Annotated in this window: 25 protein-coding genes and 1 riboswitch; of the genes, 10 read left to right on the top strand and 15 right to left on the bottom strand. The window is 72.6% G+C overall.

The window, feature by feature from the left end; all coding sequences use genetic code 11:
• Positions 1-249: 249 nt before the first annotated feature.
• On the bottom strand, positions 250-3,816 hold the full coding sequence (gene cobN / locus ACZ7GX_RS04145; protein ID WP_498772639.1) for a cobaltochelatase subunit CobN: 3,567 nt from the start codon (positions 3,814-3,816) through the stop codon (positions 250-252).
• Between the two features lie 33 nt (positions 3,817-3,849).
• Positions 3,850-3,979: riboswitch (cobalamin riboswitch) on the bottom strand.
• Between the two features lie 11 nt (positions 3,980-3,990).
• Between cobN and ACZ7GX_RS04140 the strand changes: the two genes are divergently transcribed.
• Genes ACZ7GX_RS04140 through ACZ7GX_RS04130 form a run of 3 tightly spaced genes read left to right on the top strand, consistent with a single transcriptional unit; the run spans position 3,991 to position 7,078 of the window.
• Positions 3,991-5,001: a ferredoxin-like domain-containing protein gene (locus ACZ7GX_RS04140; protein ID WP_498772637.1), complete on the top strand. Its 1,011-nt coding sequence runs from the start codon at positions 3,991-3,993 to the stop codon at positions 4,999-5,001.
• Positions 4,998-5,624 carry a precorrin-8X methylmutase gene (locus ACZ7GX_RS04135; RefSeq protein ID WP_498772635.1) on the top strand — a complete coding sequence of 209 codons (627 nt, stop codon included), beginning with the start codon at positions 4,998-5,000 and terminating at the stop codon, positions 5,622-5,624. The genes ACZ7GX_RS04140 and ACZ7GX_RS04135 overlap by 4 nt, the downstream gene beginning before the upstream one ends.
• Entirely contained in the window at positions 5,621-7,078 is a 1,458-nt protein-coding gene (locus tag ACZ7GX_RS04130) for a precorrin-2 C(20)-methyltransferase (protein ID WP_498772633.1), read from the top strand. The genes ACZ7GX_RS04135 and ACZ7GX_RS04130 overlap by 4 nt, the downstream gene beginning before the upstream one ends.
• On the opposite strand, the gene ACZ7GX_RS04125 is transcribed toward ACZ7GX_RS04130, so the two are convergent.
• Complete coding sequence (locus tag ACZ7GX_RS04125) at positions 7,053-7,760, bottom strand: cobalt-precorrin-6A reductase (protein WP_498772631.1); 708 nt, start codon at positions 7,758-7,760, stop codon at positions 7,053-7,055. The two genes, ACZ7GX_RS04130 and ACZ7GX_RS04125, sit on opposite strands and share 26 nt — an antisense overlap.
• Before the next feature lie 20 nt (positions 7,761-7,780).
• Between ACZ7GX_RS04125 and ACZ7GX_RS04120 the strand changes: the two genes are divergently transcribed.
• Positions 7,781-8,839 (top strand): cobalt-precorrin-5B (C(1))-methyltransferase, encoded by a 1,059-nt coding sequence (locus ACZ7GX_RS04120; RefSeq protein WP_498772629.1) that lies wholly within the window; start codon positions 7,781-7,783, stop codon positions 8,837-8,839.
• A 5-nt stretch (positions 8,840-8,844) separates the two neighbouring features.
• Here ACZ7GX_RS04120 and cobM read toward each other — a convergent pair whose 3' ends face one another.
• From cobM to ACZ7GX_RS04105, 3 genes are read right to left on the bottom strand one after another with little or no spacing between them, the layout of a single operon-like run.
• On the bottom strand, positions 8,845-9,588 hold the full coding sequence (gene cobM / locus ACZ7GX_RS04115; RefSeq protein ID WP_498772627.1) for a precorrin-4 C(11)-methyltransferase: 744 nt from the start codon (positions 9,586-9,588) through the stop codon (positions 8,845-8,847).
• On the bottom strand, positions 9,585-10,733 hold the full coding sequence (gene cbiE, locus ACZ7GX_RS04110) for a precorrin-6y C5,15-methyltransferase (decarboxylating) subunit CbiE (RefSeq protein ID WP_498772625.1): 1,149 nt from the start codon (positions 10,731-10,733) through the stop codon (positions 9,585-9,587). The genes cobM and cbiE overlap by 4 nt, the downstream gene beginning before the upstream one ends.
• Positions 10,730-11,116 (bottom strand): pyridoxamine 5'-phosphate oxidase family protein, encoded by a 387-nt coding sequence (locus tag ACZ7GX_RS04105; protein ID WP_498772623.1) that lies wholly within the window; start codon positions 11,114-11,116, stop codon positions 10,730-10,732. Before ACZ7GX_RS04105 ends, cbiE begins: the two co-directional genes overlap by 4 nt.
• Before the next feature lie 186 nt (positions 11,117-11,302).
• On the opposite strand from ACZ7GX_RS04105, the gene srmL reads away from it, so the two are divergent.
• Positions 11,303-12,355, top strand: a complete 1,053-nt coding sequence (gene srmL / locus ACZ7GX_RS04100) for a PheS-related mystery ligase SrmL (RefSeq protein WP_498772621.1) — start codon at positions 11,303-11,305, stop codon at positions 12,353-12,355.
• Here the strand turns inward: srmL and ACZ7GX_RS04095 are convergent.
• The 4 genes from ACZ7GX_RS04095 to ACZ7GX_RS04080 are packed head-to-tail and all read right to left on the bottom strand — an operon-like array spanning position 12,331 to position 16,542.
• The gene (locus tag ACZ7GX_RS04095; protein ID WP_498772819.1) at positions 12,331-14,052 is read right to left on the bottom strand and encodes an aminotransferase class V-fold PLP-dependent enzyme; all 1,722 of its coding nucleotides are present in this window, start codon (positions 14,050-14,052) and stop codon (positions 12,331-12,333) included. The genes srmL and ACZ7GX_RS04095 overlap by 25 nt on opposite strands.
• Positions 14,053-14,058: 6 nt before the next feature.
• Positions 14,059-14,817, bottom strand: coding sequence for an amino acid ABC transporter ATP-binding protein (locus ACZ7GX_RS04090; RefSeq protein ID WP_498772619.1), 759 nt, complete (start codon positions 14,815-14,817; stop codon positions 14,059-14,061).
• Positions 14,814-15,635 carry an amino acid ABC transporter permease gene (locus tag ACZ7GX_RS04085; RefSeq protein WP_498772617.1) on the bottom strand — a complete coding sequence of 274 codons (822 nt, stop codon included), beginning with the start codon at positions 15,633-15,635 and terminating at the stop codon, positions 14,814-14,816. Before ACZ7GX_RS04085 ends, ACZ7GX_RS04090 begins: the two co-directional genes overlap by 4 nt.
• Complete coding sequence (locus ACZ7GX_RS04080; protein WP_498772615.1) at positions 15,625-16,542, bottom strand: ABC transporter substrate-binding protein; 918 nt, start codon at positions 16,540-16,542, stop codon at positions 15,625-15,627. Before ACZ7GX_RS04080 ends, ACZ7GX_RS04085 begins: the two co-directional genes overlap by 11 nt.
• Before the next feature lie 130 nt (positions 16,543-16,672).
• On the opposite strand from ACZ7GX_RS04080, the gene trxA reads away from it, so the two are divergent.
• The gene (gene trxA, locus ACZ7GX_RS04075) at positions 16,673-17,035 is read left to right on the top strand and encodes a thioredoxin (RefSeq protein WP_498772613.1); all 363 of its coding nucleotides are present in this window, start codon (positions 16,673-16,675) and stop codon (positions 17,033-17,035) included.
• Between the two features lie 26 nt (positions 17,036-17,061).
• On the opposite strand, the gene ACZ7GX_RS04070 is transcribed toward trxA, so the two are convergent.
• The gene (locus ACZ7GX_RS04070) at positions 17,062-17,988 is read right to left on the bottom strand and encodes a YihY/virulence factor BrkB family protein (RefSeq protein ID WP_498772611.1); all 927 of its coding nucleotides are present in this window, start codon (positions 17,986-17,988) and stop codon (positions 17,062-17,064) included.
• Between the two features lie 83 nt (positions 17,989-18,071).
• On the opposite strand from ACZ7GX_RS04070, the gene ACZ7GX_RS04065 reads away from it, so the two are divergent.
• From ACZ7GX_RS04065 to ACZ7GX_RS04055, 3 genes are read left to right on the top strand one after another with little or no spacing between them, the layout of a single operon-like run.
• Positions 18,072-18,524 (top strand): phage holin family protein, encoded by a 453-nt coding sequence (locus ACZ7GX_RS04065; protein ID WP_498772609.1) that lies wholly within the window; start codon positions 18,072-18,074, stop codon positions 18,522-18,524.
• Positions 18,521-19,162, top strand: a complete 642-nt coding sequence (locus ACZ7GX_RS04060; protein WP_498772607.1) for a DUF3618 domain-containing protein — start codon at positions 18,521-18,523, stop codon at positions 19,160-19,162. Before ACZ7GX_RS04065 ends, ACZ7GX_RS04060 begins: the two co-directional genes overlap by 4 nt.
• Complete coding sequence (locus ACZ7GX_RS04055) at positions 19,159-19,446, top strand: DUF4235 domain-containing protein (protein WP_498772605.1); 288 nt, start codon at positions 19,159-19,161, stop codon at positions 19,444-19,446. The genes ACZ7GX_RS04060 and ACZ7GX_RS04055 overlap by 4 nt, the downstream gene beginning before the upstream one ends.
• Positions 19,447-19,485: 39 nt before the next feature.
• On the opposite strand, the gene ACZ7GX_RS04050 is transcribed toward ACZ7GX_RS04055, so the two are convergent.
• From ACZ7GX_RS04050 to ACZ7GX_RS04035, 4 genes are all read right to left on the bottom strand, one after another.
• A complete protein-coding gene (locus ACZ7GX_RS04050; RefSeq protein ID WP_498772603.1) occupies positions 19,486-19,653 on the bottom strand; it encodes a hypothetical protein in 168 nt (55 codons plus the stop codon).
• Positions 19,654-19,680: 27 nt separating this feature from the next.
• Positions 19,681-20,442 carry an enoyl-CoA hydratase/isomerase family protein gene (locus ACZ7GX_RS04045; RefSeq protein ID WP_498772601.1) on the bottom strand — a complete coding sequence of 254 codons (762 nt, stop codon included), beginning with the start codon at positions 20,440-20,442 and terminating at the stop codon, positions 19,681-19,683.
• Between the two features lie 304 nt (positions 20,443-20,746).
• Positions 20,747-21,679 carry a hypothetical protein gene (locus ACZ7GX_RS04040; RefSeq protein WP_498772599.1) on the bottom strand — a complete coding sequence of 311 codons (933 nt, stop codon included), beginning with the start codon at positions 21,677-21,679 and terminating at the stop codon, positions 20,747-20,749.
• A gap of 177 nt (positions 21,680-21,856) precedes the next feature.
• On the bottom strand, positions 21,857-22,666 hold the full coding sequence (locus ACZ7GX_RS04035) for a lipase family alpha/beta hydrolase (protein WP_498772597.1): 810 nt from the start codon (positions 22,664-22,666) through the stop codon (positions 21,857-21,859).
• Positions 22,667-22,811: 145 nt separating this feature from the next.
• On the opposite strand from ACZ7GX_RS04035, the gene ACZ7GX_RS04030 reads away from it, so the two are divergent.
• On the top strand, positions 22,812-24,200 hold the full coding sequence (locus tag ACZ7GX_RS04030) for a WS/DGAT/MGAT family O-acyltransferase (protein ID WP_498772595.1): 1,389 nt from the start codon (positions 22,812-22,814) through the stop codon (positions 24,198-24,200).
• Here ACZ7GX_RS04030 and ACZ7GX_RS04025 read toward each other — a convergent pair.
• Positions 24,181-24,402 carry a hypothetical protein gene (locus ACZ7GX_RS04025; protein WP_498772593.1) on the bottom strand — a complete coding sequence of 74 codons (222 nt, stop codon included), beginning with the start codon at positions 24,400-24,402 and terminating at the stop codon, positions 24,181-24,183. The two genes, ACZ7GX_RS04030 and ACZ7GX_RS04025, sit on opposite strands and share 20 nt — an antisense overlap.
• Between the last annotated feature and the right edge of the window lie 85 nt (positions 24,403-24,487).

Below are 24,487 nucleotides of genomic sequence, written 5' to 3'. Positions count from 1 at the left end.
GCGGGGAGTGGCGCGCCGAGTCGTCCGGACGGGTAGCGCGAGTCGGCCGACCGGGTGGCGTCACCGGCCGGCCGAGTCACCTCCGGACGTCCCGCGGCGCGCGGCGGGACGTCCGTTCCGGGCCAGTGATTCACCGAAGTGTTTCGTCACGCGCGCGGCGCCCGGGGATATAGGGGTACCCCTCATGATCGACGCGTTTCCGCGACGTTATAGACGGCGTCGTGGACCGCGGGCGGGCGGCCCGAAGGCTCAGCCGCCGTCCTCCAGGTCGCCCTCGGTTTCCAGGTACGCCTTTCGCAGCGCTTCCAGCGTCGCGGGCTCCGGGTGCTCCCACATACCCCGCTCGGCCGCCTCCAGTAGCCGTTCGGACATGCCGTGCAGCGCCCACGGGTTGGACCGGGCCAGGAACTCCCGGTTCACCGGGTCCAGCACGTAGCTCGCCACGAGCTGCTCGTACATCCAGTCCGCGACCACGCCGGTGGTGGCGTCGTAGCCGAACAGGTAGTCGACGGTGGCCGCGAGTTCGAACGCGCCCTTGTACCCGTGCTCGCGCATCGCGGCCAACCACCTCGGGTTCACCACGCGGGCGCGGAAGATCCGGTTCGTCTCCTCGTTCAGCGTTCTGGTGCGCACGGCATCGGGCCGCGTGCTGTCGCCGACATAAGCGGCGGGCGCTTTTCCGGTGAGCGCGCGCACGGTCGCGATCATTCCGCCGTGATATTGGAAGTAGTCGTCGGAATCGGCGATGTCGTGTTCACGCGTGTCGATGTTCTTCGCCGCCACCGCGATGCGCTTGTAGGCGCTCTCCATCGCCGGCCGGGCTTCGACGCCGTCGAGTTCGCGGCCGTAGGCGTAGCCGCCCCACACCGCGTACACCTCGGCCAAGTCGGCGTCGTCGCGCCAGTTGCGGCTGTCGATCAGCGGGAGGAGGCCGGCGCCGTACGCACCGGGTTTGCTGCCGAAGATCCGCATTGTCGCCCGGCGCGGGTCGTTGTGCTGCGCGAGATCGGCTTGGGCGTGCGCCCGGACGTAGTTGTCCGAGGCCGACTCGTCCAAGTTCGCGACCAGTCGCACCGCGTCGTCGATCAGTGCCACGACGTGGGGGAACGCGTCGCGGAAGAAACCGCTGATCCGGACCGTGACGTCGATTCGCGGCCGGTTCAGCTCGGCGAGCGGGATCACTTCCAGTCCGGTCACCCGGCGGGACTGCTCGTCCCATTCGGGCCGCACGCCCAGCAGGGCCAGCACCTCGGCGATGTCGTCACCCGCGGTGCGCATCGCGCTCGTGCCCCAGACCGACAGGCCGACCGACGGCGGCCACTCCCCCGTGTCGGCGCGGTAGCGCTCCAGCAGCGAGTCGGCCATGGCCTGGCCGGTCTCCCAGGCCAGCCGGGACGGCACCGCCTTGGGGTCGACCGAGTAGAAGTTGCGGCCGGTCGGCAGCACGTTCACCAGGCCGCGCAGCGGCGAGCCGCTCGGACCGGCCGGCACGTACCCGCCGTCCAGGGCGTGCAGCACGTTCGCCAGCTCGTCGGTGGTGCGGGCCAGCCGGGGCACGACCTCCAGCGCGGCGAACTCCAGGATCCGCGCCACGTCCTCGTCGTCGGTGAGCGTCCGGGCCGCGTTCACGTCCCAATTGGCGTCTTCCATCGCCTGGACGAGCGCGCGGGCCTGTTCCTCGACCCGGTCGGTGGCGGTCCGGTCGTCGCCGGACTCGCTCAGGCCCAGCGCCTCGCGCAGGCCGGGCAGGGCGGCGACCCGGCCCGCCCACATCTGCTTGGCCTGCAGGATCGACAGCACCAGGTTCACCCTGGTCCCGCCGGTGGGCGCCTGGCCCAGCACGTGCAGGCCGTCGCGGATCTGGACGTCCTTGATCTCGCACAGCCAGCCGTCGACGTGCAGGATCAGCTCGTCGAACCCGTCGTCCTCCGGCCGGTCGGCCAGGCCGAGGTCGTGGTCGAGCTTGGCGGCCTGGATGAGGGTCCATATCTGGGCCCGGATCGCCGGCAGCTTGGCCGGGTCCATGGCGGCGATGGTGCCGTGCTCGTCCAGCAGCTGCTCCAGCCGGGCGATGTCGCCGTAGCTGTCGGCCCTGGCCATCGGCGGCACGAGGTGGTCGACCAGGGTGGCGTGCGCCCGGCGCTTCGCCTGGGTGCCCTCGCCCGGGTCGTTGACCAGGAACGGGTAGATCAGCGGCAGGTCGCCCAGCGCCGCGTCGGGCCCGCAGCCCGCCGACAGGCCGACGGTCTTGCCGGGCAGCCACTCCAGGTTGCCGTGCTTGCCCACGTGCACCACGGCGTCGGCGCCGAACTCGTCCTCCAGCCAGCGGTAGGCGGCCAGGTAGTGGTGGCTCGGCGGCAGGTCCGGGTCGTGGTAGATGGCGATGGGGTTCTCGCCGAAGCCGCGCGGCGGCTGGACCATGACCACGACGTTGCCGGAGCGCAGGGCGGCCAGCACGATCTCGCCGTCGGGGTCCCGCGACCGGTCCACGAACAGCTCGCCGGGCGCCTCGCCCCAGTGCCGCTCCATCTCCTCGCGGGTGTCCTCGGGCAGGGTGGCGTACCACTGCCGGTAGCGGGCCGCCGGCAGCCGCACGGGGTTGCCCTGGAGCTGCTCCTCGGTGAGCCAGTCGGCGTCCTGGCCGCCGGCCGCGATGAGGGCGTGGATCAGCGCGTCGCCGTCGAGGTCGGCCACGCCCGGCAGCTCGTCGCCGATGTCGTAGCCGTGCTCCGCCATGGCGGTGAGCAGCCGCACGACGCTGGCCGGCGTGTCCAGGCCGACCGCGTTGCCGATGCGGGAGTGCTTGGTCGGGTAGGCCGACAGCATCACCGCGATGCGCCGTTCGGCCGGCTGCACGTGGCGCAGCCGGCCGTGGCGCACGGCGATGCCCGCGACCCGCGCCGCGCGCTCGTCGTCGGCGACGTAGACCGTGAGGCCGTCCTCGTCGACCTCCTTGAACGAGAACGGCACCGTGATGATCCGGCCGTCGAACTCCGGGATCGCGACCTGGGTGGCGGTGTCCAAAGGGGACAGCCCGTCGTCGTTGCCGTCCCACGCGGCCCGGCTCGTGGTCAGGCACAGGGCCTGCAGCACCGGCACGTCGAGGGCGGCCAGCGCGCCCACGTCCCACGCCTCGTCGTCACCGCCGGCCGACGCGGAGGCGGGCTTGGTGCCGCCGGCCGCGAGCACGGTCACCACCAGGGCGTCGGCCTGGCCGAGCACGGCCAGCAGCTCCGGCTCGGCGGTGCGCAGCGAGGCGCAGAAGACCGGCAGCGGACGGCCGCCCTTGGCCACGATCGCGTCGCACAGCGCGTGCACGAACGCCGTGTTCCCGGCCACGTGGTGGGCGCGGTAGTACAGGACGGCGATGGTCGGGCCCTCGCCCGCGTCCTGCCGTTCGAGCACGCCCCAGGTGGGCGTCGGTGCGGGCGGCGCGAAGCCGTGGCCGGTGAGCAGCACCGTGTCGGACAGGAAGTGGTGCAGCTGGGCGAGGTTCGCCGCGCCGCCGTGCGCCAGGTAGGCGTGCGCCTCGGCGCAGACCCCGCCGGGCACGGTCGACAGCTCCATCAGCGGCGCGTCGGGGTTCTGCTCACCGCCCAGCACGACGACCGGCAGGCCCGAGGCGAGCAGCCGGTCGAGCCCCTCCTCCCACATCCGGCGTCCGCCGAGGATGCGCACGACCACCAGGTCGACGCCCTCCACCAGGGCCGGCAGGTCGTCGACGGCGGTGCGGGCGGGGTTGGCCAGGCGGTAGTCGGCGCCACTCGCGCGGGCGGACAGCAGGTCCGTGTCGGAGGTCGACAACAGCAGGATCACGTGCGGGCTCCATCCCTCGGGGGTCCTCGCCCCGGTCGTGGGTACGGCGAGCGGAGTTCCTGACTCCCGGGGCCTCCCCCGGTCACAGTGGCGGGACCGCGCCGGATTCACACCGGCTTCCTCCTGCTGCTTCGCCGTTCGGAGGTCACCCTAACGGCAGTTAGCATCCAGTCCATGCCCACGGATCGAACTCACCCGGACGCCTGCCCCGGCGCGGTCGACGTGCACCGGGCCGCCGACGGCGGGCTGGCGCGCGTGCGGGTGCCCGGCGGGACGTTGGAGGCCGGGCAGGTCGACGTGCTCCGGTCCGCCGCGATCGAGCTGGGCGACGGCGTCCTGGAGTTGACCTCGCGGGCGAACCTGCAGATCAGGGGCTTGGCGCCGGGGGCGGAGCACGAGCTGGGCGCGCGGTTGCGCGACGTCGGCCTGCTGCCCTCGATGAGCCACGAGCGGATGCGGAACATCGTCGCCGCGCCGTTGGACGACAACCAGGCGCTGGTCGACGAGATCGACGCGGCGTTGCTGGCCGTGCCGGAGCTGGCGTCCCTGCCAGGGCGTTTCCTGGTCACGGTGGGTGGCGCGGTCAGCGGCCTGGGAGGTGACGTCGGGCTGGTCGGCGACGCGTTGTTCCTGGCAGGCCACGATTCAGGGCTGCGCGTGGCCGATCCGGTCGCGGCCGTGGTGACCGCCGCGCGGCTGTTCGGCGAGCTCCGCGGCGACGCGTGGCGGCTGTCCGAAGTGGACGGCGGTGTGCGGAAGATCACGGCGGCGTTGGGCGTTCCGGGTGACGTCCGGATCGAGCCGGATGTGACGCCCGTCGCACCGGGGCCGCACGGTTCCGCGGTCGTGGCGGGCGTGCCGTTCGGGCGCTGGGACGCACGGCTGCTGGCCGGCGTGCCGGTCCGGCTCACGCCGTGGCGCAGCGTGGTGCTGCCGGCCGGGAGCGACACCGGCGGCCTGTTCACCTCGCCGGACTCCCCGTGGCACGGCGTCAGCGCGTGCACCGGGCGGCCGGGCTGCGCCAAGTCGCTGGCCGACGTGCGCGCCGACGCGACCCGCTGGCTCGACACCCGGTCCACGCCGGGCCGGGTGCACTGGTCGGGCTGCGCACGCCGGTGCGGCAGGCCGGCCGGCGACGTGGTGGAGTTCGTCGCGACCGGCGACGGGTACGAGGAGATCAATTGACCAGCTACGTCAAGGACGGCGCGGAGATCTACCGCCGCTCCTTCGCCACCATCCGCGCCGAGGCAGACCTGGCGCGGTTCCCGTCGGACGTGTCCCGGGTGGTGGTGCGCATGATCCACGCCTGCGGGATGGTCGACCTGGTCGCGGACGTCGACTTCTCGCCCCACGTGGTGCGCGACGCGCGGGCCGCGCTGGTGGCCGGTGCGCCGATCCTCTGCGACGCGCAGATGGTCGCGGCGGGCGTGACGCGGCGGCGGCTGCCCGCGGACAACGAGGTCGTCTGCACGTTGGGCGACCCGCGCGTGCCGGACCTGGCGGCGGAGCTGGGCACCACGCGCAGCGCGGCGGCGTTGGAGCTGTGGCGCGACCGGCTGGACGGCGCGGTGGTCGCCATCGGCAACGCGCCGACCGCGTTGTTCCACCTGCTGGACATGATCGCGGCGGGCGCGCCCCGGCCCGCCGCCGTGCTGGGGGTGCCGGTGGGGTTCATCGGCGCGGCCGAGTCGAAGGACGCGTTGGCGGACAACGACCTGGGGTTGGAGCACCTGGTCGTGCGCGGTCGGCGTGGCGGCAGCGCCATGACCGCGGCGGCGCTCAACGCGATCGCGAGCGAGGAAGAATGACGGGCAAGCTGTACGGGGTCGGGGTGGGTCCGGGCGACCCGGAGCTGGTGACCGTCAAGGCGGCGCGGCTGATCGGCGAGGCGGACGTGGTCGTCTTCCACAGCGCGCGGCACGGGCGCAGCGTCGCGCGCCGGATCGCCGCGCCGTACCTGCGGGAGGGGCAGGTCGAGGAGCAGCTGGTCTACCCCGTCACGACCGAGGACTCCGACGACTACCAGGGCGAGATCGACGCGTTCTACGAGGAGTGCGCGGCGCGGTTGGCCGCGCACCTGGACGCCGGGCGCACGGTGGTGGTGCTGGCGGCCGGCGACCCGTTCTTCTACGGCTCCTACATGCACCTGCACAAGCGGCTGGCGCACCGGTACGAGGCCGAGGTCGTGCCCGGCGTGACGTCGGTGAGCGCGGGCGCGGCGGTGATCGGCCGGCCGCTGGTGGAGCGGGACGAGGTGCTGACCGTGCTGCCGGGGACGTTGTCGGCGGACGCGCTGGTGGAGCACCTGGCCGGCGGCGACCCGGTCGCGATCATGAAGCTGGGGCGGACGTTCCCGCAGGTGCGGGAGGCGTTGGCGCGCGCGGGGCGGTTGGACGAGGCCTGGTACGTGGAGCGGGCGACGACCGGCGCGCAGCGGACCGCGCCGCTGTCCGAAGTGGACGCCGAGGGCGTGCCGTACTTCTCGTTGGCGTTGCTGCCGAGCAAGCCCGCGGCGCGGCCGGCGCCCGAGGGCCGGGTGGTGGTGGTCGGGCTCGGCCCGGCCGGGCCGGAGTGGTTGACGCCGGAGGCGCGGCGGGCGCTGGCGGAGGCCGACGACCTGGTCGGCTACGTGACCTACCTGAACCGGGTGCCGGTGAACCCGCGGCAGCGGCGGCACGCGTCGGACAACAAGGTGGAGGCCGAGCGGGCGGCGTTCGCGCTGGACCTGGCCAAGCGCGGGCGGCGGGTCGCGGTGGTGTCGTCGGGCGACCCGGGCGTGTTCGCGATGGCCAGCGCGGTGCTGGAGGTGGCGACCGAGGAGCAGTTCGCGGACGTGCCGGTGACGGTGCTGCCGGGGTTGACCGCGGCGCACGCGGTGGCGAGCCGGGTCGGCGCGCCGCTGGGGCACGACTACTGCGTGGTGTCGTTGTCCGACCGGCTCAAGCCGTGGGACGTGATCGAGGAGCGGCTGGAGGCGGCGGCGAGGGCCGACCTCGTGCTGGCGATCTACAACCCGGCCTCGCGCAGCCGCACGTGGCAGGTGGACAAGGCGCGGGACGCGCTGCTGCGGCACCGCTCCCCCGACACGCCGGTGGTCGTCGGGCGCGACGTCGGCGGGCCGGAGGAGTCCGTGCGGGTGGTGCGGTTGGCGGACCTGGACGCGTCCACCGTGGACATGCGGTGCCTGTTGCTGGTCGGGTCCTCGCAGACGCGGGTCAGCGCGCGCGGCACGGTGTTCACGCCGCGCCGCTACCCCGGGTGAGCCAGTCGACGGCCTCGGCCACCGTCTCCACCAGCGGCGCCGGTGGCGGCGGTGGTCGGCGCACGACGACGACGGGGATGCCGAGGTGACGGGCCGCGGTCAGCTTGGCCGCCGTCATCGGACCGCCGCTGTCCTTGGTGACCAGGACTTCGATCCGGTGCTCGCGCAGGAGCGCCAGTTCACCGTCCACTGTGTACGGTCCGCGGTCCAGCACGAGGTGCACGTGCGGGTTCGGCGGGTCGGGCGGGTCGACGGTGCGCGCGACACCGCTGGTGAACGCGGCCAGCTCCTGGCGGCCGGTGGTGATGAACGCGCGGCGGCCGGCGACGAGCGCGGCGGCTTCGGCGACGCTGTCCACGTAATGCCAGTCGTCCTCCGGCGGCCAGCCGGGGCGGCGCAGCACGAGGAACGGCGTGCCGGTCGCGGTGGTGGCGGCGAGGGCGTTGGCGGTGATGCGGTCGGCGAACGGGTGCGTGGCGTCGACGACGGCGTCCACGCGTTCGGCCCGCAGGTAGGCCACGAGCCCGTCCACGCCGCCGAAGCCGCCGATCCGGACCTCGCCGGCGGGCAGCTTCGGGTCGGCCACCCGGCCGGCCAGCGACGAGATCACGCGGACGCCGGTGAGCGCGGCGGCCAGCGCGCGGGCCTCGCCCGTGCCACCCAGCACCAGCACGGTCCTCACGGCTGTTGCATCCTGTCGTCGTGAGCACGAACCTGCGCTTCGGCTGGACCACCGGCGCCTGCGCCACCGCCGCGACCACGGCGGCGTACACGGCGTTGCTCACCGGCGAGTTCCCCGACCCGGTCGGGATCGTGCTGCCGAAGGGTCAGACGCCGTCGTTCGCGCTGGCCCGCGAGGAGTTGGGCGAGGGCCGGGCGTTCGCCGCGATCGTGAAGGACGCGGGCGACGACCCGGACGTCACGCACCTCGCGCTGGTCGGGTCCACCGTCCGGCACGGCGCGCCGGGCAGCGGCGTGGTGTTCGAGGCGGGGCCCGGTGTCGGCACGGTGACCAAGCCCGGCCTGCCGCTGGCGGTCGGCGAGCCGGCGATCAACCCCGTGCCGCGGCAGCTGATGCGCGAGCACGTCGCGCGGGTCGCGGCCGAGCACGGCGGCAGCGGCGACGTGGTCGTGTCGATCTCGGTCGAGCACGGCGAGGAGTTGGCGCGCAAGACCTGGAACCCGCGGCTGGGGATCCTGGGCGGGCTGTCGATCCTGGGCACGACGGGGATCGTGGTGCCGTACTCGTGCTCGGCGTGGATCGACAGCATCCGGCGGGGCATCGACGTGGCGCGGGCGCAGGGCTACGAGCACGTGGCCGGGTGCACCGGGAGCACGTCGGAGAAGGTCGCGGCGGCGCTGCACGGGCTGCCGGAGGACGCGTTGCTGGACATGGGCGACTTCGCCGGCGCGGTGCTGAAGTACCTGCGCCGCCACCCCGTGCGCCGGCTGACCGTGGCGGGCGGGATCGGGAAGCTGTCCAAGCTGGCGGACGGGCACCTGGACCTGCACTCGGGGCGGTCGCAGGTGAACCTGGGCTTCCTGGCGTCGCTCGTGGCCGACCCGGCGCTCGCCTCGGCCGTCCTCGAAGCGAACACGGCGCTCGGCGCGTTGCAGGTGTGCCAGGCGGCGGGGGTGCCGCTGGGCGACCTGGTGGCCGAACGCGCCAAGGCGACGGCGGACGACGTGCTGCGCGGCGCCCCGGTCACCGTGGACGTGATCGTGATCGACCGCGCGGGCGCCGTCGTCGGCCGGGCCTGACCCCGTCACGACCGGCTGCGGGTGGTCGAGTAGAGGTGGCTGTCCGGGAAGCCCTCGGCGGTCAGCACCCGGCCCACGACGATGACGGCGGTGCGCTTCACGCCCGCCGCGCGCACCTGGTCGGCGATGTCGGCCAGGGTGCCGCGCAACACCAGCTCGTCGTCGCGGCTGGCACGGGCGACGACGGCGACCGGGCAGTCCGCGCCGTAGTTCGGCAGCAAATCGGCGACCACCTCCAGGATCCGCTGCACGGCCAGGTGCAGCACGATCGTGGCGCCGGGGCGGCCGAGCGTCAGCAGGTCCTCCCCCGGCGGCATCGCGGTGGCGCGGGCCGCGGTGCGGGTCAGGATCACCGTCTGCCCGACGCCCGGCACGGTCAGCTCGCGGTTCAGCGACGCGGCGGCTGCGGCGAAGGCGGGCACGCCCGGCGTCACGTCGTAGGCGATGCCCAGGGCGTCCAGCCGGCGCATCTGCTCGGCCATCGCGCTGAACACCGACGGGTCGCCGGAGTGCAGGCGGGCCACGTCCTGGTCGGCGGCGTGCGCGGCGGCGAGCTCGGTCGTGATCTCGTCGAGGTCCAGGTTCGCGGTGTCGACCAGGCGCGCGCCGGGCGGGCAGTGCTCCAGCACCTCGGCCGGCACCAGCGCGCCCGCGTACAGGCAGACCGGCGACTCGGCGATGAGCCGCGCCGCGCGCAGGGTGAGCAGGTCGGCCGCGCCGGGCCCGGCGCCGATGAAGTGGACGGTCACGAACGCTCCTTGGTCACTAGCCACGTGGTCACGGGCATCTGCGGGCGCCAGCCGGTGAAGCCGCCGATGGCGGTCGCCCGGCTCACCTCGATCCGGCTCAGGTCGCCGCCCAGCCTGCCGTGCCACCGGGTCAGCACTGCCTCCGACTCCAGCGTCACGGCGTTGGCCACCAGCCGCCCGCCGGGCTTGACCGCGTCCCAGCAGCGCTCGACCACGCCCTCGGCGGTGAGGCCGCCGCCGATGAACACCGCGTCAGGCGCCTCCAGGTCGAGCGCGCCCGGCGACGAGCCGACGACGACCTCGATGCCCGGCACGCCCCACTTGGCCGCGTTGCGGGTGATGCGCGCGGCCCGCTCGGGGTGCCGCTCCACCGCGATGGCCCGGCAGCCCGGGTGGGTCCGGCACCACTCGACGGCGATGCTGCCCGCACCCGCGCCCACGTCCCACAGCAGCTCGCCGGGGCGCGGCGCGAGCAGCGCCAGCGTCACCGCCCGCACCTCGCGCTTGGTCAACTGCCCGTCGTGCTCGTACTCCTCGTCCGGCCGGCCCGGCGTCAGCGACGCGCCGTCCGCGCCGCACTCGACCGCGAGCACGTGCAACGGGTCGGCGTCGTCGAGCGAGTGGTGCACCCGCTCCCCCGGCCCGCCCAGCTGCTCCAGCACGGTCAGCCGCGCGTCCGGGGCCAGGGCCGCGACCTCGCGCGGGTTCCCGCCGAGCACGAGCACGCGCCGTCCGGGGTGCAGGTGCGGCACGACGAGCGCGGCGGGCTTGCCGACCAGGCTCACCACGGCCACGTCGTGCAACGCCCACCCCAGGCGCGCGCACGCCAGCGACACCGACGACGGGTGCGGCACGACGCGGACCCGTTCGGCGCCCAGCAGCCGCACCACGGTGGCGCCGATGCCGTGGAACATCGGGTCGCCGCTGGCCAGCACGCCGATCCGCCGTCCGGCGTGCCGGGCCAGCAGCCCCGGCAGCGCGGGCAGCAACGGCGACGGCCACGGCACCCGCTCGAACTCCCCCGGCACCAGGTCGAGCTGCCGGGCGCTGCCCATCAGCACCTCGCACGACGCGATCTCGTGCCGCGACGCGTCCGGCAGCCCGGCCCAGCCGTCGGCGCCGATGCCGACGACCGTGACGCTCACACCGTCCCCAGCACGCGGGTGACGGCGATCTCGATCACCACGCGCCGCGGGTTGGGCCGGGGCGTGCGGTAGCGGTCGGCGTAGCGCCGCTCGGCGTCCCTGACCACCTCCGGCTCGCGGCGGACGACCGCGTGCCCCTCCAGCGTCGACCACCGACGTCCGTCCACTTGGCACACCGCCACGGGAGCGCCGCCGGCGGCCAGGATCCGCCGCGCCTTGTGCGAGTCACCCGAGGTGATCACCCTGGCGGTGGCCGTCTCCACGTCCAGCGTGACGCCGACCGGCACCACGTGCGGCGTGCCGTCGGGGCGGATCGTGGTCAGCGTGCACAGGTGGCGCTCGGTCCAGAACGCGCGGAAGTCCTCGCCCTTGCTCGACAACATGCGTGCATCATGCGGCACGCGCGGGCTATCGTGGAAAACGTGACGCGCCGATTTAGCCGCCCCCGGCCGGGAGACCCGGCCGCTGGGGCCTGCGGCGTGCGCTAGTTCACGCGGTCCCGGTGGCGGACCGGCTCGGGGGATTCCCCCTCCAGCCGACGTCCACCACCTCCGAAGGGACCACCCGCCGTGCCTCGCGACCTCAGCGACCTCAGCGACCCCACCTACGGGCCGCACGCCATGCAACTGCTGGTCGACGACGTCCTCGCCGCCCTGCCGGGTGAGCCGCGCGTGCTGCGCGACCACCCGGAGGTGTCGGTCGACGACAACTACACCGCGCTGGGCTACCCGCCCGACGCCGTCACCCGCGACGCCCGCTACACGCGCTACACCGGCGAGAACCGCATGCTGCGCAGCCACACCACGGCCATGGTGCCGCCCGCGTTGCGGCTGCTCGGCACGCAGGACGGCTGGGACGACGTGCTGCTGGCGTGCGTGGGGATGGTGTACCGCCGCGACGCGGTCGACCGGGTGCACTCGGGCACGCCGCACCAGCTCGACCTGTGGCGGATCTCCCACCACCGGGCCGACCTGGACGAGTTGATCGACGCCGTGATCACCACCGCCGTGCCCGGTCTGCGGTACCGGACGACGCCCGCGACCCACCCGTACACCACGGCGGGACGGCAGGTGGACGTGCTGGTGGACGGCGAGTGGCTGGAGGTCGCCGAGTGCGGCCTGGCGGCCCGGCACGTCCTGCGCCGGGCGTGGCTGCCCGACGACGTGCACGGCCTGGCGCTGGGCGTCGGCCTCGACCGGCTGCTGATGCTGCGCAAGGGCGTCCCGGACATCCGGCTGCTGTCCTCGGACGACCCGCGCGTGGCCGCCCAGATGCTGGACCTCACGCCCTACCGGCCGGTGTCCAGGCACCCGCCGGTCATGCGGGACATCTCCGTCGCGGTCGGCGCGGACGCCGATGGCGAGACGATCGGCGACGTCGTGCGCGCCGCCGTCGGCGACCTGGTGGAGGAGGTCACCGTGGTCGGCGAGACCCCGGTGTCCGACCTGCCGCCGGCGGCCGTGGCGAGGCTGGGCGCGCGACCGGACCAGAAGAACGTGCTGCTGCGCCTGGTCCTGCGCCACCCGACCCGCACCCTGACCGACGACGACGCCAACGCCGCGCGGGACGCCGCCCACGCGGCCGTGCACGAGGGCAGTCAGCCCCTGACCTCGTTGAGGTAGTTGTAGATCGTGTACCGGGTCACGCCCAGCACGCCGGCCAGGTAGTCGATCGAGTCGCGGATCAGGAAGAGGCCCGCCTCGTCGAGCACCCGCACCACCTGGGACTTGTGCGACTTCTTCATCAGCTCCACGGGCACGCCGACGGCGGTCACGGCGCGTTCGACCAGGAGGCGTTGGAGGGTGTCGACGTCACCCGGGAAGGCCTCCACCGCCGGTGCACCCGACACCGCCTGCTCCGGGCGCCGGTTCGGACCCGGGTCGCTGTTCACGCACAGGCAGCCGACCGCCACGCCGTCGGCGTCGCGCAGGAACACGGTGGACGAGTGGATCACCCGCCCGTCCGGCGCGTAGGTCTCGTAGCCGGCGAGGTCCTGCGTCGTGCCGCGGCGGACGAGGCCGAGCAGCAGGTCGGTCATCGGGCCGCCGACCTTGCGGCCGGTCAGCTCGCCCGCGATGGCGATGATCGAGTTGGGCAGGGCGCCGAGGTCGTGCAGCACGACCTCGGTGCCCGGTCCCAACGCGGTGGCCAGGCTGTTCACCGTCGGGATCAGCGCGGTGAGCACCTCGGAGGTCACCGCCGGAGCGGGCGCGGGCACTTCGACGACGACCGGCTTGCGGATCTCCTTCAACGCGGTGGCGAAGCGGGCGACGGTGTCGGCCGTCGTGGAGGCGTGCGGCGACAGGCGGACGTGCTCCGGCCGCACGGTCGCCGCCACGCCCGCGTCCGCCAGCGCCGCGCCGATCACCGACGGCGCGTGCTCGGGCAGCGTGAACGCGAGGATGCCCGCCCGGCGGTCCGGCGCGGACACGACCTCCCCGCCGGCCGCGCGGATCGCCTCGGCCAGTTCGCCGGATCGTTCAACGATCCTCGCGTGGATGGCCTCGACCCCGGCCACCTCGACCAGCTCCAACGCCGCCGCCAGCGCACCCGAGGCGATCGGGCTCAGGTTGGTGATCGACCAGCCCGCGGCCCCCTCGCCGACCGGGTGGATGCCGTTGTCGAACAACCCGGGGTCCTCGGCGCCCGTCCAGCCCGACAGCACCGGGTCGAGCCTGCCCAGCGCCCGGTCCGACAGCGTCATGAACCCCGTCGACCAGCCCGCCCGCAGCCACTTCTGCCCGCCGACCACCAGCACGTCGGCCACTTCCCACGGCTCGTCGACCACCCCGAAGCCCTGGATGCCGTCCACGACCAGCAGCCGATCGCCGACCACCTCGCGCAGCGCCGCCAAGTCGGCCCGGTAGCCGGTGCGGAAGTCCACCGCGCTCACGGACACGGCGGTCGTGCGGGGCGTCAACGCCTCCCGCACCACGTCGGCCGTCACCGGGCCGGGCGGCAGCCACGACACGTCGACCGACGGCGACCGCGCCCACGGGTAGGTGTTCGCCGGGAACTCCCCCGACGACACCAGCACCTCGCCGGTCACCCCCAGCGCGGTCTGGAACAGGCCGGTGCTCGTGTTCGGCAGCAGCGTCACGTGGTCGGTGTCGCCGCGGCACAGCCGGGCCACCGCGGCCTTCGCGCGCAGCTCCTGGCGCATCAGGTCGTCCACCGTGGACGGCCCGGCCGACACCGAGGCCTCCACCAGCCGCGTGGAGGCGTCCACCACGGCGAACGACGGCGGCCCGAAGCGGGCGAAGTCCAGGTACCCCTCCGGCTCGTGGAACTGGACGAGGTAGGACGACGGGATGCGCATGACCACCTAGAGCACCTTCGCGAGGAACTGCTGCGTGCGTTGCTGTCGCGGATTGTCCAGCACCTGACCCGGCGGCCCGGTCTCGACCACCGCGCCGTCCACCATGAACACCACCGAGTCGGCGACCTGCCGGGCGAACCCGATCTCGTGCGTGACCACGATCATGGTCATGCCGTCGCGGGCGAGGTCGGCCATCACGTCCAGCACCTCGCCGACCAGCTCCGGGTCCAGCGCGGACGTCGGCTCGTCGAACAGCATGAGCTTGGGCCGCATGGCCAGCGCCCGCGCGATCGCCACCCGTTGCTGCTGGCCGCCGGACAGCTGGTGCGGGTAGGAGTCGGCCTTGTCGGCCAGCCCCACCCGGTCCAGCAACGCCCGCGCCTCGTCCACGGCCGCCTTGCGTGGCGTCCGCAGCACGTGCACCGGGCCCTCGGCGACGTTCTCCACCGCCGTGCGGTGCGGGAACAGGTTGAACCGCTGGAACACCATGCCGACACCGCGCCGCTGCCGCGCCACCTCCCGCTCGCGCAGCTCGAACAGCTTCCCGCCGCGCGCGGTGAACCCGACCGGCTCGCCGTCCACCCAGATCCGGCCGGCGTCGATCGTCTCCAGGTGGTTCACGCAGCGCAGGAACGTCGACTTGCCCGCACCCGACGGCCCGAGCAGGCACACCACCTGCCCCGCGGCCACGGACAGGTCGATCCCGCGCAACACCTCGGTGGACCCGAACGACTTGCGCACGCCCACCGCCCGCACGAGGGTCACCGGGCCACCCCCTTGCCGTAGTAGCGCTCCAGGAAGTGCTGCCCGACGCTCGCCACGCTGACCACGACCATGTACCACGCGGCGGCGGCCAGCAGCGTCTCCATGATCTGGAGGTTGCGCGAGGCGATGTTGTTGGCGGCGTGGATCAGCTCCAGGAACCCGATGACCGACGCCATGGACGTGCCCTTGAGCATGTTGATGAAGTTGTTGCCGGTCGGCGGGATGATCACCCGCATGGCCTGCGGCAGCACGACGCGCCGCAACGTGGTCGCGGGCGTCATGCCGATCGCCTTGGCCGCCTCGACCTGGCCGTGGTCCACGCTGTTCAGCCCGGCCCGCACGATCTCGGCCATGTAGGCGCTCTCGTTGAGGCCCAGCCCGAGCAGCGCGGCCACGAACGCGGTCACCAGGACGTTGGTCTTCTCCTCGAACACCCCCGGGATGGAGATGTTCTCGAACACCAGCGCCAGGTTGAACCACAGCAGGATCTGCAGCAGCACCGGCAGGCCGCGGAACAGCCACACGTACCCGGCGGCGAACCAGCGGGCGACCGGGTTGGCCGAGCGGCGCAGCAGCGCGATCAGCACGCCGAGCACGATCGCGCCCGCCTGCGCGGCCAGCGCCAGCACGACCGTGTTGACCAGGCCGCGCAGCATGATGTCGTGGGTGAAGAACCCCGGCACCGCGGCGTAGTCGATCTTCGCGCCGGCCAGCGCCCAGACCAGCGCGCCGAGCACGGCCAGGATCGCCGCGCCGACGACCCACCGCCCCCAGTGCCGCAGCGGGACGACGACCAGCTCGTCGGTGTCACTTGCCATTGACGGTCGCCTTCGTGACGGCGCCCTGCTCGACGTCCCAGGCTTCGAGGATCTTGCCGTAGGTGCCGTCGTCGATCAGCGCCTGCAACGCCTTCCGCAACGCCCCGGTCAGCTCGGGGGTGTTCTTGTTGACGCCGATGCCGTACGGGCCGCCGTTGATCGGGGCCAGGTCCACGACCTCGAAGAACTCGCCGTCACCCGCGGTCTTGGCCACGTACACGGCGGTCGGCAGGTCGTTGAGGATGGCGGCGACGCGGCCGGTGCGCAGCTGGTTCTGGTTCTGCGTGTCGCTGTCGGTGGCGGTCACCCCGATGGGTTCGCCGGACAGGCACTGGAACTCCTTCGCGTAGGTCTCCTGGCTGGAGCCGAGGTTGACCGCGACGGACTTGCCGCACAGGTCGTCGGGGCTCTTGATGCCCGCCGGGTTGCCCTTCTGCACCATGATCGTGATGCCGGAGGTGAAGTAGTCGACGAAGTCGATCGCCTGCTGCCGCTCCGGGGTGTCGTTCATCGCGGCCATGGTCACGTCGATCCGGCCCGCCTGCAGGCTCGTGATGAGCGAGCCGAACGCCATGTCCTGGTGCTCGACGGTCAGCCCGAGCTTGGCGCCGAGCGCCTTGGCCAGGTCGACCTCCGAGCCGACCGGGGTCTTGCCGTCGGCGGCGTAGAAGTTGTTCGGCGGGTTCTGGATGTTCGAGCCGACGCGCAGCTTGCCCGATCGGGCGATGGCGGCCGGCAGGGTCGCGGCCAGGGCGTCGTCCTTGGTGACCGCGTCGACGATCGCCGAGGACGACGGCAGGTCGTCGCCGGCCCCGGCCGGCGGGTCCTCGGCGGGCGAACCGCACGCCACCAGCGCGAACAGGGACAGGGCGAGGGCTGCGGTCCTGCGCACGGGCACCTCCTGCATTCGGGTGAACCGAAAGCTACAACGTTCTGTTGAAGGCGTCCACTGCTTGTTGAAGGGAATTGTCGGGGAGTGGTCATCGTTGCTCCGGGTACAAGGGGGGCGACCCCCGTGTCCACAGCAAGGAGGACCTATGGCCACCGTGGAGCTGACCGCGGAGAACTTCGACGAGGTTGTCGGCGGCTCCGAGATGGTCCTGGTCGATTTCTGGGCGGGCTGGTGCGGGCCGTGCGTCCAGTTCGCCCCGACCTACGAGAAGTCCGCCAAGAAGCACACCGACATCGTGTTCGGCAAGGTCGACACCGAGGCGCAGCAGCAGCTCGCCGCGGCGTTCCAGATCCGGTCGATCCCGACCTTGATGATCGTGCGCGACGGCGTCGTGCTGTACGCGCAGCCGGGCGCGCTGCCCGAGGCGGCGCTCGAGGACCTCATCGAGCAGGCGCGCAAGGTCGACATGGAAGAAGTGCGCAAGCAGGTCACCGAGCAGCAGGCCTGAGCCCACGCGGGTAGGTCGCCGGCGGCTCAGTCCATCGCAGCCGTGTCGCGGGGCGGGGCCACCGGGTCCCGCCCCGCGGGCTGTCCGGCCTCCATCCGCCTGCCCCGCTCCAGCTCCGCGTCCAGCTCGGCGCCGAGCAGCAGGGCGAGGTTCGAGATCCACAGCCAGACCAGGAAGATGATCACACCGGCCAGCGAGCCGTAGGTCTTGTTGTAGGAACCGAAGTTCGCCACGTAGAACGCGAAGCCGAGCGAGGCCGCGACCCACACCACCACGGTCAGCAGGCCGCCGGGCGTGATCCACAGGAAGCTGGGCTGCCGCACGTTCGGCGAGGCCCAGAACAGCAGGCCGATGGCCAGGCTCGCGAGCACGAACAGCACCGGCCACTTCGCGATGTCCCACACGGTGACGAACGTCGAGCCGAGCCCGAGCACCTCGCCCAGCCACTCGGCCACGCCACCGGTGAGCGTCACGCCGAGCGCCGTGAGCGCCAGCAGCACCACCACGCCGACGGTCAGGCCCAGCCGCAGCGGGATGACCTTCCAGAACGGCCTGCCCTCCTCGACGTCGTAGATCGAGTTCGACGCGCGCATGAACGCGCCCACGTAGCCGGAGGCCGACCAGAGCGCCGTCACCAGGCCGACGATCGCCAGCACGCCGCTGGCCTGTGACTTCCGCAGGTTCTCCAGCGCGCCCGCGACGGTGTCCTTGGCCTCGCCCGGCCCCAGCGCGTCCAGGCTGTCCACAATGGACTGCGTCGCGTCCGGGCCGAGCAGGCCCAGCAGCGCGGTCAGCAGCAGCAGGCCGGGGAACAGCGACAGCACCGCGTAGTAGGTGAGGGCGGCGGCCCAATCGGTGAGGTTGTCGTCGTCGAACTCCTTGACCGTCCGCTTCAACACGGCCCACCACGAGCGCTTCGGCAGCTGGGTGGGCGCCTCCGGTGCGTGCGACATGGGCGACGGGTTTCCCCCGAACACGGTGCGTACACCCACGCGTTTCCGGGTAGTCGGAGGGCGAGTGGAGAGAGGAGACGGCCATGAGTCACGTCGCCGCCACCCGCGCGGCTGACGCGGGCACCGATCGGGTTACGGCGGGTGCCGCCGCGCGGGAACCGTCCACCGCGGAACTGGTGAACAGGCTGTCCGAGCAGGTGAGCAGGCTGGCCAGGGACGAGATCCGGTTGGCCGTGTCCGAGATGCGCACGAAGGGCAAGCGCGTCGGCACGGGCGCCGGGCTGCTCGGCGGCGCGGGCGTGCTGGCCTGGTTCGGCCTGATGACGGTGATCGCCGGGCTGGTGCTGCTGCTGGCGACCGTCATGCCGGCGTGGATCGCGGCGTTCGTCGTCGCGGTGGTCGTGCTCGCCGTCGCGGGCGTGCTCGCGCTGGTCGGCCGCAAGCAGCTCGAACGCGGCACGCCGCCGCTGCCGGAAGAGGCCATGGCGGGTGTCAAGCAGGACATCGCCACCGTGAGCGAGAGGGCACACCGATGAGCGGCAAGGACGGCCCCACCGACCCGGACGAGTTGCGCGCCGACGTCGAGCAGACCCGGCGGGAGCTCGGGGACACGGTGGAAGCGCTCGTGCACAAGACCGACGTGCCCGGGCGGGTGAAGGACAAGGCGCACGAAGGAGTGGAACAGGTGAAGGAGACCGCTACGCGGGCCAACGCGGCGGTGTCGGCGGCGGCGGGCAAGGCCACCGCCAAGGTCGGCCACGCCACCGACAAGGCGGGCGAGCAGGTCGGCAAGGCGGGCGCGGCGGCGAGCGCGGCCGGTGCGGCCGTCGGCGAGAAGGCGGCCGTGATCGGCGAGAAGGCGGGCGCCGTGGCCTCCCAGGTCGGCCACAAGGCCGGCGAGGTGGCGGAGCAGGTCGGCCACAAGGCGAGCGAGGTGGCCGGGCAGGTGAGCCAGAAGGCCGGCGAGGTGGCCGATCAGGTCAGCCTCAAGGCCGGGGTGGTCGCGGAGCAGGTCGGCACGAAGGCCGCGCTGGCGGTCGAGTCGCTGCCGCCGCCCGTGCAGCACCGCGTCGATCAGGGCGTGCAGCAGGCTCGCCGGCACCCGGCGGCGGTCGCGGCGGGCGTCGCGGCGGTCGTGCTCGTGCTGTGGAGGCTCCTGCGGAGGGGGCGGTGAACGTGAACAAGCTCCTGTACCGGCCCCTCGGCATGCTGTTCGGCGTGCTCGGCGGTCTGGCCGCCAGCGCGTTGTTCGGCCAGGTGTGGAAAGTGATCACCGGCACCAAGGAGGCGCCCACCCCGACCCAGAAGGACCGGGGCTGGGGCGAGGTGCTCCTGGCCGCGTCCGTCCAGGGCGCGATCTTCGGCTTGGTGAAGGCCGCGATCGACCGGGGCGGCGCGACCGGCTACGACAAGCTCACCGGCGAATGGCCCGGTGACACGAACAAGTACGACGACTGACCCTCCCGGAGGGCCCTCCCGCCCGCCGGGAGGGCCCTCTCAGGAGGGCGGCTCGTCCTCCTGCCCGCGCCGCTCGCCCTCGTCGAGGAACTGCTCCGGGTCCACGTCGAGGTCGGGCGGCTCAGGCGTGCCCGGCGAGTGCGGCGGTTCGGGGTTGATGTGCTGGTCCGGGTCGTTCGGGTCGCCTTCGAGCGGGTGTTCGGTCATGCGGTCGAGGTACCCGCATGCGGCGTTTCAGAACCTCGGCGCCCGCTTCTCCAGGAAGGCCGCCACGCCCTCCGCGTACTCCTCGCTGTGCACCGCTTCGTCGTACAGCGCGCGCACGGCGTCGTCCTCGTCGTGCTGCCCGTCGGTGATCCGGTTGACGATCTGCTTCGCGCCGCGGACGCTGACCTGGGCGCGTGCCGCGATGGTCTCCGAGAGCTGCTTGACCCTGGCGTCCAGGGCCTCGGCCGGGTGGACCTCGTTGACCAGGCCGATGCGCAGCGCGGTGGCCGAGTCGACGATCTCGCCGCCGAACAGGATCTGCTTGGCCCAGGCCGGGCCGACCACGTCGACCAGCTGCTTGGTGGACGTGAAGTTGTAGACGATGCCGAGCTTGGCGGGCGTGATGCCGAACCGGGCGTCCGCCGCCGCCACGCGCAGGTCGCAGGCCAGCGCGATCTCGCAGCCGCCGCCGATGCAGAAGCCCGTGATGGCGGCGATGGTCGGCTTGCCGAGGGTGGCGATGGCGCGTTCGCCGTTGTGCACGGCCTCGCCGTACCTCGCCGCGCCGTCCGCGCCCTTGCGGAGAGTGGAGAACTCGCTGATGTCCGCGCCAGCCGAGAAGTGCTCGCCGCCGCGGACGACCAGCACGCGCACGGCGTCGTCGTGCTCGACCTGGGCCAGCAGGCCGGGCAGCGCCGACCACATGGCGTAGCTCATGGCGTTGCGCTTGGCCGGGCGGTCGATGGTCAGCGTGGCGACCGGGCCTGCGGTGTCGAGCCTCAGCGTCATCACCGGAGGGTAAGTCCTCGACGGCGGTGACCGGGCGTAACCACGCTCACACTGCCGTGAGCAGCCAGAACACCGTGCCGCCGACGATCGCGCCGAGCGCCGTGCCGACGGTGACCTGCGCCGTGGTGTGGTCGCCGAGCACGACCGCCACCCGAGCCACCGGACCCCTGCCCACCGACACCCCGCCCACCGAACCCCTGCCCGCCCCCGTCACCACCGAACCTCAAGCCGCGCGCCTCGAACGCCCAGGTCCCGCGTGTCCTACGTCCGAGACACGCGGGACCTGGAGGTTCGACTCGCGCGGTCAGCGGTAGGAGTTGCGGGTGTAGGTCAGGCTGAAGGTGCCGCGGTTGGCGAAGTAGACGGAGACCAGGTAGGCCGGGTCGGTGGCCAGCAGGCCCCGTTGGAGGTCGCTGCCGTCGTTGCCGTCGTCCCAGCCCCACGCGCTGTTCGCGGAGTTGTCCTTGCCGTTGTCGCCCCGGAACGTGCCCCAGCTCGCGAACGTCGCGGAGCTGTTGCGCTGCGCCCACAACCCGCCCGCCGCGAAGGTGTCCACCAGCCGGTACCCGACCGAGCGGTCGTTGCCGCCCGACGGCACCTCACCCGTGGCGCTCGGCACGTACACCACACCGTCCCCGCCGGGGAACTCCGCGCCGTTCCACGCGTACAGCCCGTGCCCCTTCGCCTCTTGGCGCGTGGTCGGCCGGGTGCCCGAGAGCCGCAACGTGCCGTCGATCCCCTCACGCCCCGACGTGAACGTGCTGCCGGCCGGCACGTACGAGTAGAAGTCGCTGTGCGCCACCGTGATCACCGCTTCGAGCCTGCCGAACGTCGAACCGTCCTTGCGCACGGTCGCCAGCAGGCCCTCCATGTCGTTCTCGTGCGTGAACTGCTCGAACGGGTCGGCGAAGTCCTCCCAGTCACGCGGGTGGTAGAAGCTGTAGACCAGGAACCAGTGCGTCGACGTCTCCACCACCGAGTAGTACGCCGCACCGGTGAGACGCGCCAACGAGTCGTCCTGCGCCTCCCAGTTGTCCACCGTGCTCCAGTTACCGTCGAAGTCCACAGTGGACAGGTAGTCGGCGTCGTAGTCGGACGAGTCGGTGTCCTGGTAGTGCACCGGCGCCCAGTGGAACGCCAGTTCGGCGTCGGTCGCCGCGTGCGCGGGGGTCGTCAGGAACACCGAGAGCGTGGCCGCCGCGAACAGGGACGCGGCGAACTTGCGTGCAGGGAACATGCTCCACCTCCGTCAGGGTTGCCCGTCGGAGCCAACGGGCCGCGCTGAACCCTGGGGTGAACCGGTGGTCGACACAAGGGGTGAAACAGGTGATCATTGCGCCCGACGCGCCTGCCGGGCGCGGCAACCCTTCGGAACGCCGCAGCCCGCGGTCGGAGAGCGGTGCGAGGCCTCGGGTCAGGCGGCCGGGAACATCCGGGACATGCCCGGCGGCGGGCTGAACGGGCGCCAGCGGTTCCGGCGTTGGGCGAGGCGGTCGGCGATCAGCCAGAGGACGGTGGCGTTGTAGCCGTAACCGAGGTGGCTGGAGTTGACGGCGACGTTCTCCTGGCGGGCCGCGGGGGTGCAGACGCACGTCTGCCAGGCGACGATGCCGTCCGACTTCGAGTAGACCGACGTGGACGGCACCGGGAAGGGCGGCCGGGTGTGCTCCGGCGGCGGCATGTCCGCGCCGGCGACGTAGAACCGGGCCAGGAGCCGGTACACCGGGTTGACCCTGGTCTGCCGGAGGTCGGTCATCGCGTACGGACTGCCCAGCGTGATCACCTGGCGGACCATGCCGGGATGGTCACGGGCCAGTTCGCGGGCGAAGATGCCGCCCAGGGACCAGCCCACGATGCTCACCTTGCCGCTCACGGCCAGTTCACTCAGCAGCTCGCGCATGCCGCGCACGACGCCGACCGAGGGGCCGATGTTCAGGCCGAGACCCCAGCCGTGGACGTCGTAGCCCAGGCCAGTGAGGAACTTGCGCAGGGTCGCGGTCGAGGCGTCGGTCGCACCCAGACCCGGCAGCACCAGGACGGTGTGGCCGTCGCCGCTGGGAGCGGCGCGCAACAACGACCGGGTGGCCGCGAACTGGCCGATGGCGACGGCGGTGCGGGTCGGTTCGGTCAGGTACCAGAGCAGGCCCGGCGCCGACCCCGGCTCGGAGGTGTGCTCTTCGTGCAGGTCAGGGTGATCCGGTGGGACGTGCGGCAGTGCTGACATGGCCCCTCCCCCGCTCCGCGTCGAGCGCGAACCCCAGGTAACCATGATGTTTCCTGGCGGTTGATTCCGCCAGTACGGGGAAGTCTCGATTCTTGCGCGGTCGCCGTCCTGGACCGCCGGGTCCGTGCGGGCCTACGGTCGGGCGATGGACCGGATGAGCGCGATCGACGCGGGTTTCTTCTTCATCGAGGACGAGAACGTGCCCATGCACGTCGGGTCTGTCCTGGTGTTCGAAGGTCCGGCTCCGTCGTACGGCGACGTGGTGCGGTTGTTCGCCGCCAAGCTGGACACCGTGCCGCGCTACCGGCAACGGGTGCGGGCGCTCCCGCTGCACGTCGGCCGACCGGTGTGGGTGGACGACGAGCACTTCCAGATCCTCTACCACGTCCGGCACACCGCGGTGCCGTCGCCGGGCGCGGACGACCAGCTCCGCAACCTCGCCGGACGGCTCTTCGCGCAACGCCTCGACCTGGCCAAGCCGCTGTGGGAGGTCTGGTTGGTCGAGGGCCTGGAAGGCGGCCGGTGGGCGATCATCTCGAAGGTCCACCACTGCCTGATCGACGGCGTCGCGGGCAGCGACCTCATGCAGGTGCTGCTGGACTGGCGCGAGGACGCGCCCCTGCCCGAGCCGGTGCGGTGGCGGCCCGCCGCCGGCCCGTCGACCCTGGACCTCGTCGCGGACGGCGTGCGCGACGCGGTGTTGACGCCGGTCACGCACCTGGCCAAGTTCCCGGCGCTGGCCAAGCGGTTGCGCAGCGGCTCGGAGGTGCTCGACGTCGGCCGTGCCGTGCTGGGCAGCCTGCCGACGACCGCCCGACGACTCGCCGTCGGCACCCCGAAGACCTTGAACGGGCCGATCGGACCGCACCGGCGGTGGGTGTGGGCCCGCGCGGACCTCGCCGAGATCAAGGCCGTCCGCCGGGTCACCGGTGGCACGGTGAACGACGTCATCCTCGCGGCCGTGACGCGCGGTTTCCGCGACCTGCTCGCCAAGCGCGACGACCTGGCCGACGGTCAGGTGGTGCGCAGCATGGTGCCGGTGTCGATGCGGTCGTCCGCCGAGCGCGGCGTGCTGAACAACCGGGTCAGCGCGGTGCTGGTGAACCTCCCCGTCAGCGAGTCGGACCCGTTGGCGCGCCTGGCGTCGATCCGGGAGCAGATGGACGACCTCAAGAGCAGCCGCCAGGCAGCCGGCGCGGACGTGCTCACGAACCTGTCGAACTTCGCCGCGCCCACCCTGCTGGCGCTGGGCTCGCGCACCGCCATGCGCTTCCCGCAGCAGCTGTTGCAGACGGTCACGACGAACGTCCCCGGCCCCCGCATCCCGTTGTTCATGCTGGGCAGGCGGCTGTCCGAGATCTACCCGTACGTGCCGATCGCCAGCACGATGCGCGTCAGCGTCGGCATCTTCTCCTACCTCGACCAGATCACCTTCGGCATCAACGCGGACTTCGACGGCGTGCCGGACGTCCAGGTGCTCGCCGACGGCATCCGCGCGGGCTTCGACGAACTGGTCACCTCGACCGCGAGCTGACGTGATCGGCCGCCACCGCGCCCGCCAACTCGACCGCCTCCGCCGCCACCTCGCTGATCCTGCTCAACGCCTTCGGATCGATGAACAGCTCCACGTCCTGACCGATCTTGAACACCACCGCCCCTCCGCCCGGTTCCACCTCGTAGTTGATCCACACGTCACCCGGCACCTGCGCCCACAGGTGAACTTGAGCGCGCCCCATATCCGCCTCCCACACCGAGTCAACATCCGCTGCTACCATTCTGGCTGCTTTTACTGATATCAGCAACGGACTTCACCCGATTGGG

Source organism: Actinosynnema sp. NPDC037264 (assembly GCF_055603705.1).
Note: the sequence above shows the minus strand (reverse complement) of the source record. Positions and strands in the feature narration are given on the sequence as shown.

Bases quoted from the DNA above. Each gene is read 5' to 3' on its own strand.
- ACZ7GX_RS04095 (WP_498772819.1), bottom strand. From the start codon at position 14,052: ATGCGCATCCCGTCGTCCTACCTCGTCCAGTTCCACGAGCCGGAGGGG.
- ACZ7GX_RS04065 (WP_498772609.1), top strand. From the start codon at position 18,072: ATGAGTCACGTCGCCGCCACCCGCGCGGCTGACGCGGGCACCGATCGG.
- ACZ7GX_RS04060 (WP_498772607.1), top strand. From the start codon at position 18,521: ATGAGCGGCAAGGACGGCCCCACCGACCCGGACGAGTTGCGCGCCGAC.
- ACZ7GX_RS04085 (WP_498772617.1), bottom strand. From the start codon at position 15,635: ATGGCAAGTGACACCGACGAGCTGGTCGTCGTCCCGCTGCGGCACTGG.
- ACZ7GX_RS04025 (WP_498772593.1), bottom strand. From the start codon at position 24,402: ATGGGGCGCGCTCAAGTTCACCTGTGGGCGCAGGTGCCGGGTGACGTG.
- trxA (WP_498772613.1), top strand. From the start codon at position 16,673: ATGGCCACCGTGGAGCTGACCGCGGAGAACTTCGACGAGGTTGTCGGC.
- ACZ7GX_RS04130 (WP_498772633.1), top strand. From the start codon at position 5,621: ATGACGGGCAAGCTGTACGGGGTCGGGGTGGGTCCGGGCGACCCGGAG.
- ACZ7GX_RS04045 (WP_498772601.1), bottom strand. From the start codon at position 20,442: ATGACGCTGAGGCTCGACACCGCAGGCCCGGTCGCCACGCTGACCATC.
- ACZ7GX_RS04035 (WP_498772597.1), bottom strand. From the start codon at position 22,666: ATGTCAGCACTGCCGCACGTCCCACCGGATCACCCTGACCTGCACGAA.
- ACZ7GX_RS04070 (WP_498772611.1), bottom strand. From the start codon at position 17,988: ATGTCGCACGCACCGGAGGCGCCCACCCAGCTGCCGAAGCGCTCGTGG.
- ACZ7GX_RS04050 (WP_498772603.1), bottom strand. From the start codon at position 19,653: ATGACCGAACACCCGCTCGAAGGCGACCCGAACGACCCGGACCAGCAC.
- ACZ7GX_RS04080 (WP_498772615.1), bottom strand. From the start codon at position 16,542: ATGCAGGAGGTGCCCGTGCGCAGGACCGCAGCCCTCGCCCTGTCCCTG.
- ACZ7GX_RS04105 (WP_498772623.1), bottom strand. From the start codon at position 11,116: ATGTTGTCGAGCAAGGGCGAGGACTTCCGCGCGTTCTGGACCGAGCGC.
- ACZ7GX_RS04140 (WP_498772637.1), top strand. From the start codon at position 3,991: ATGCCCACGGATCGAACTCACCCGGACGCCTGCCCCGGCGCGGTCGAC.
- ACZ7GX_RS04030 (WP_498772595.1), top strand. From the start codon at position 22,812: ATGGACCGGATGAGCGCGATCGACGCGGGTTTCTTCTTCATCGAGGAC.
- ACZ7GX_RS04040 (WP_498772599.1), bottom strand. From the start codon at position 21,679: ATGTTCCCTGCACGCAAGTTCGCCGCGTCCCTGTTCGCGGCGGCCACG.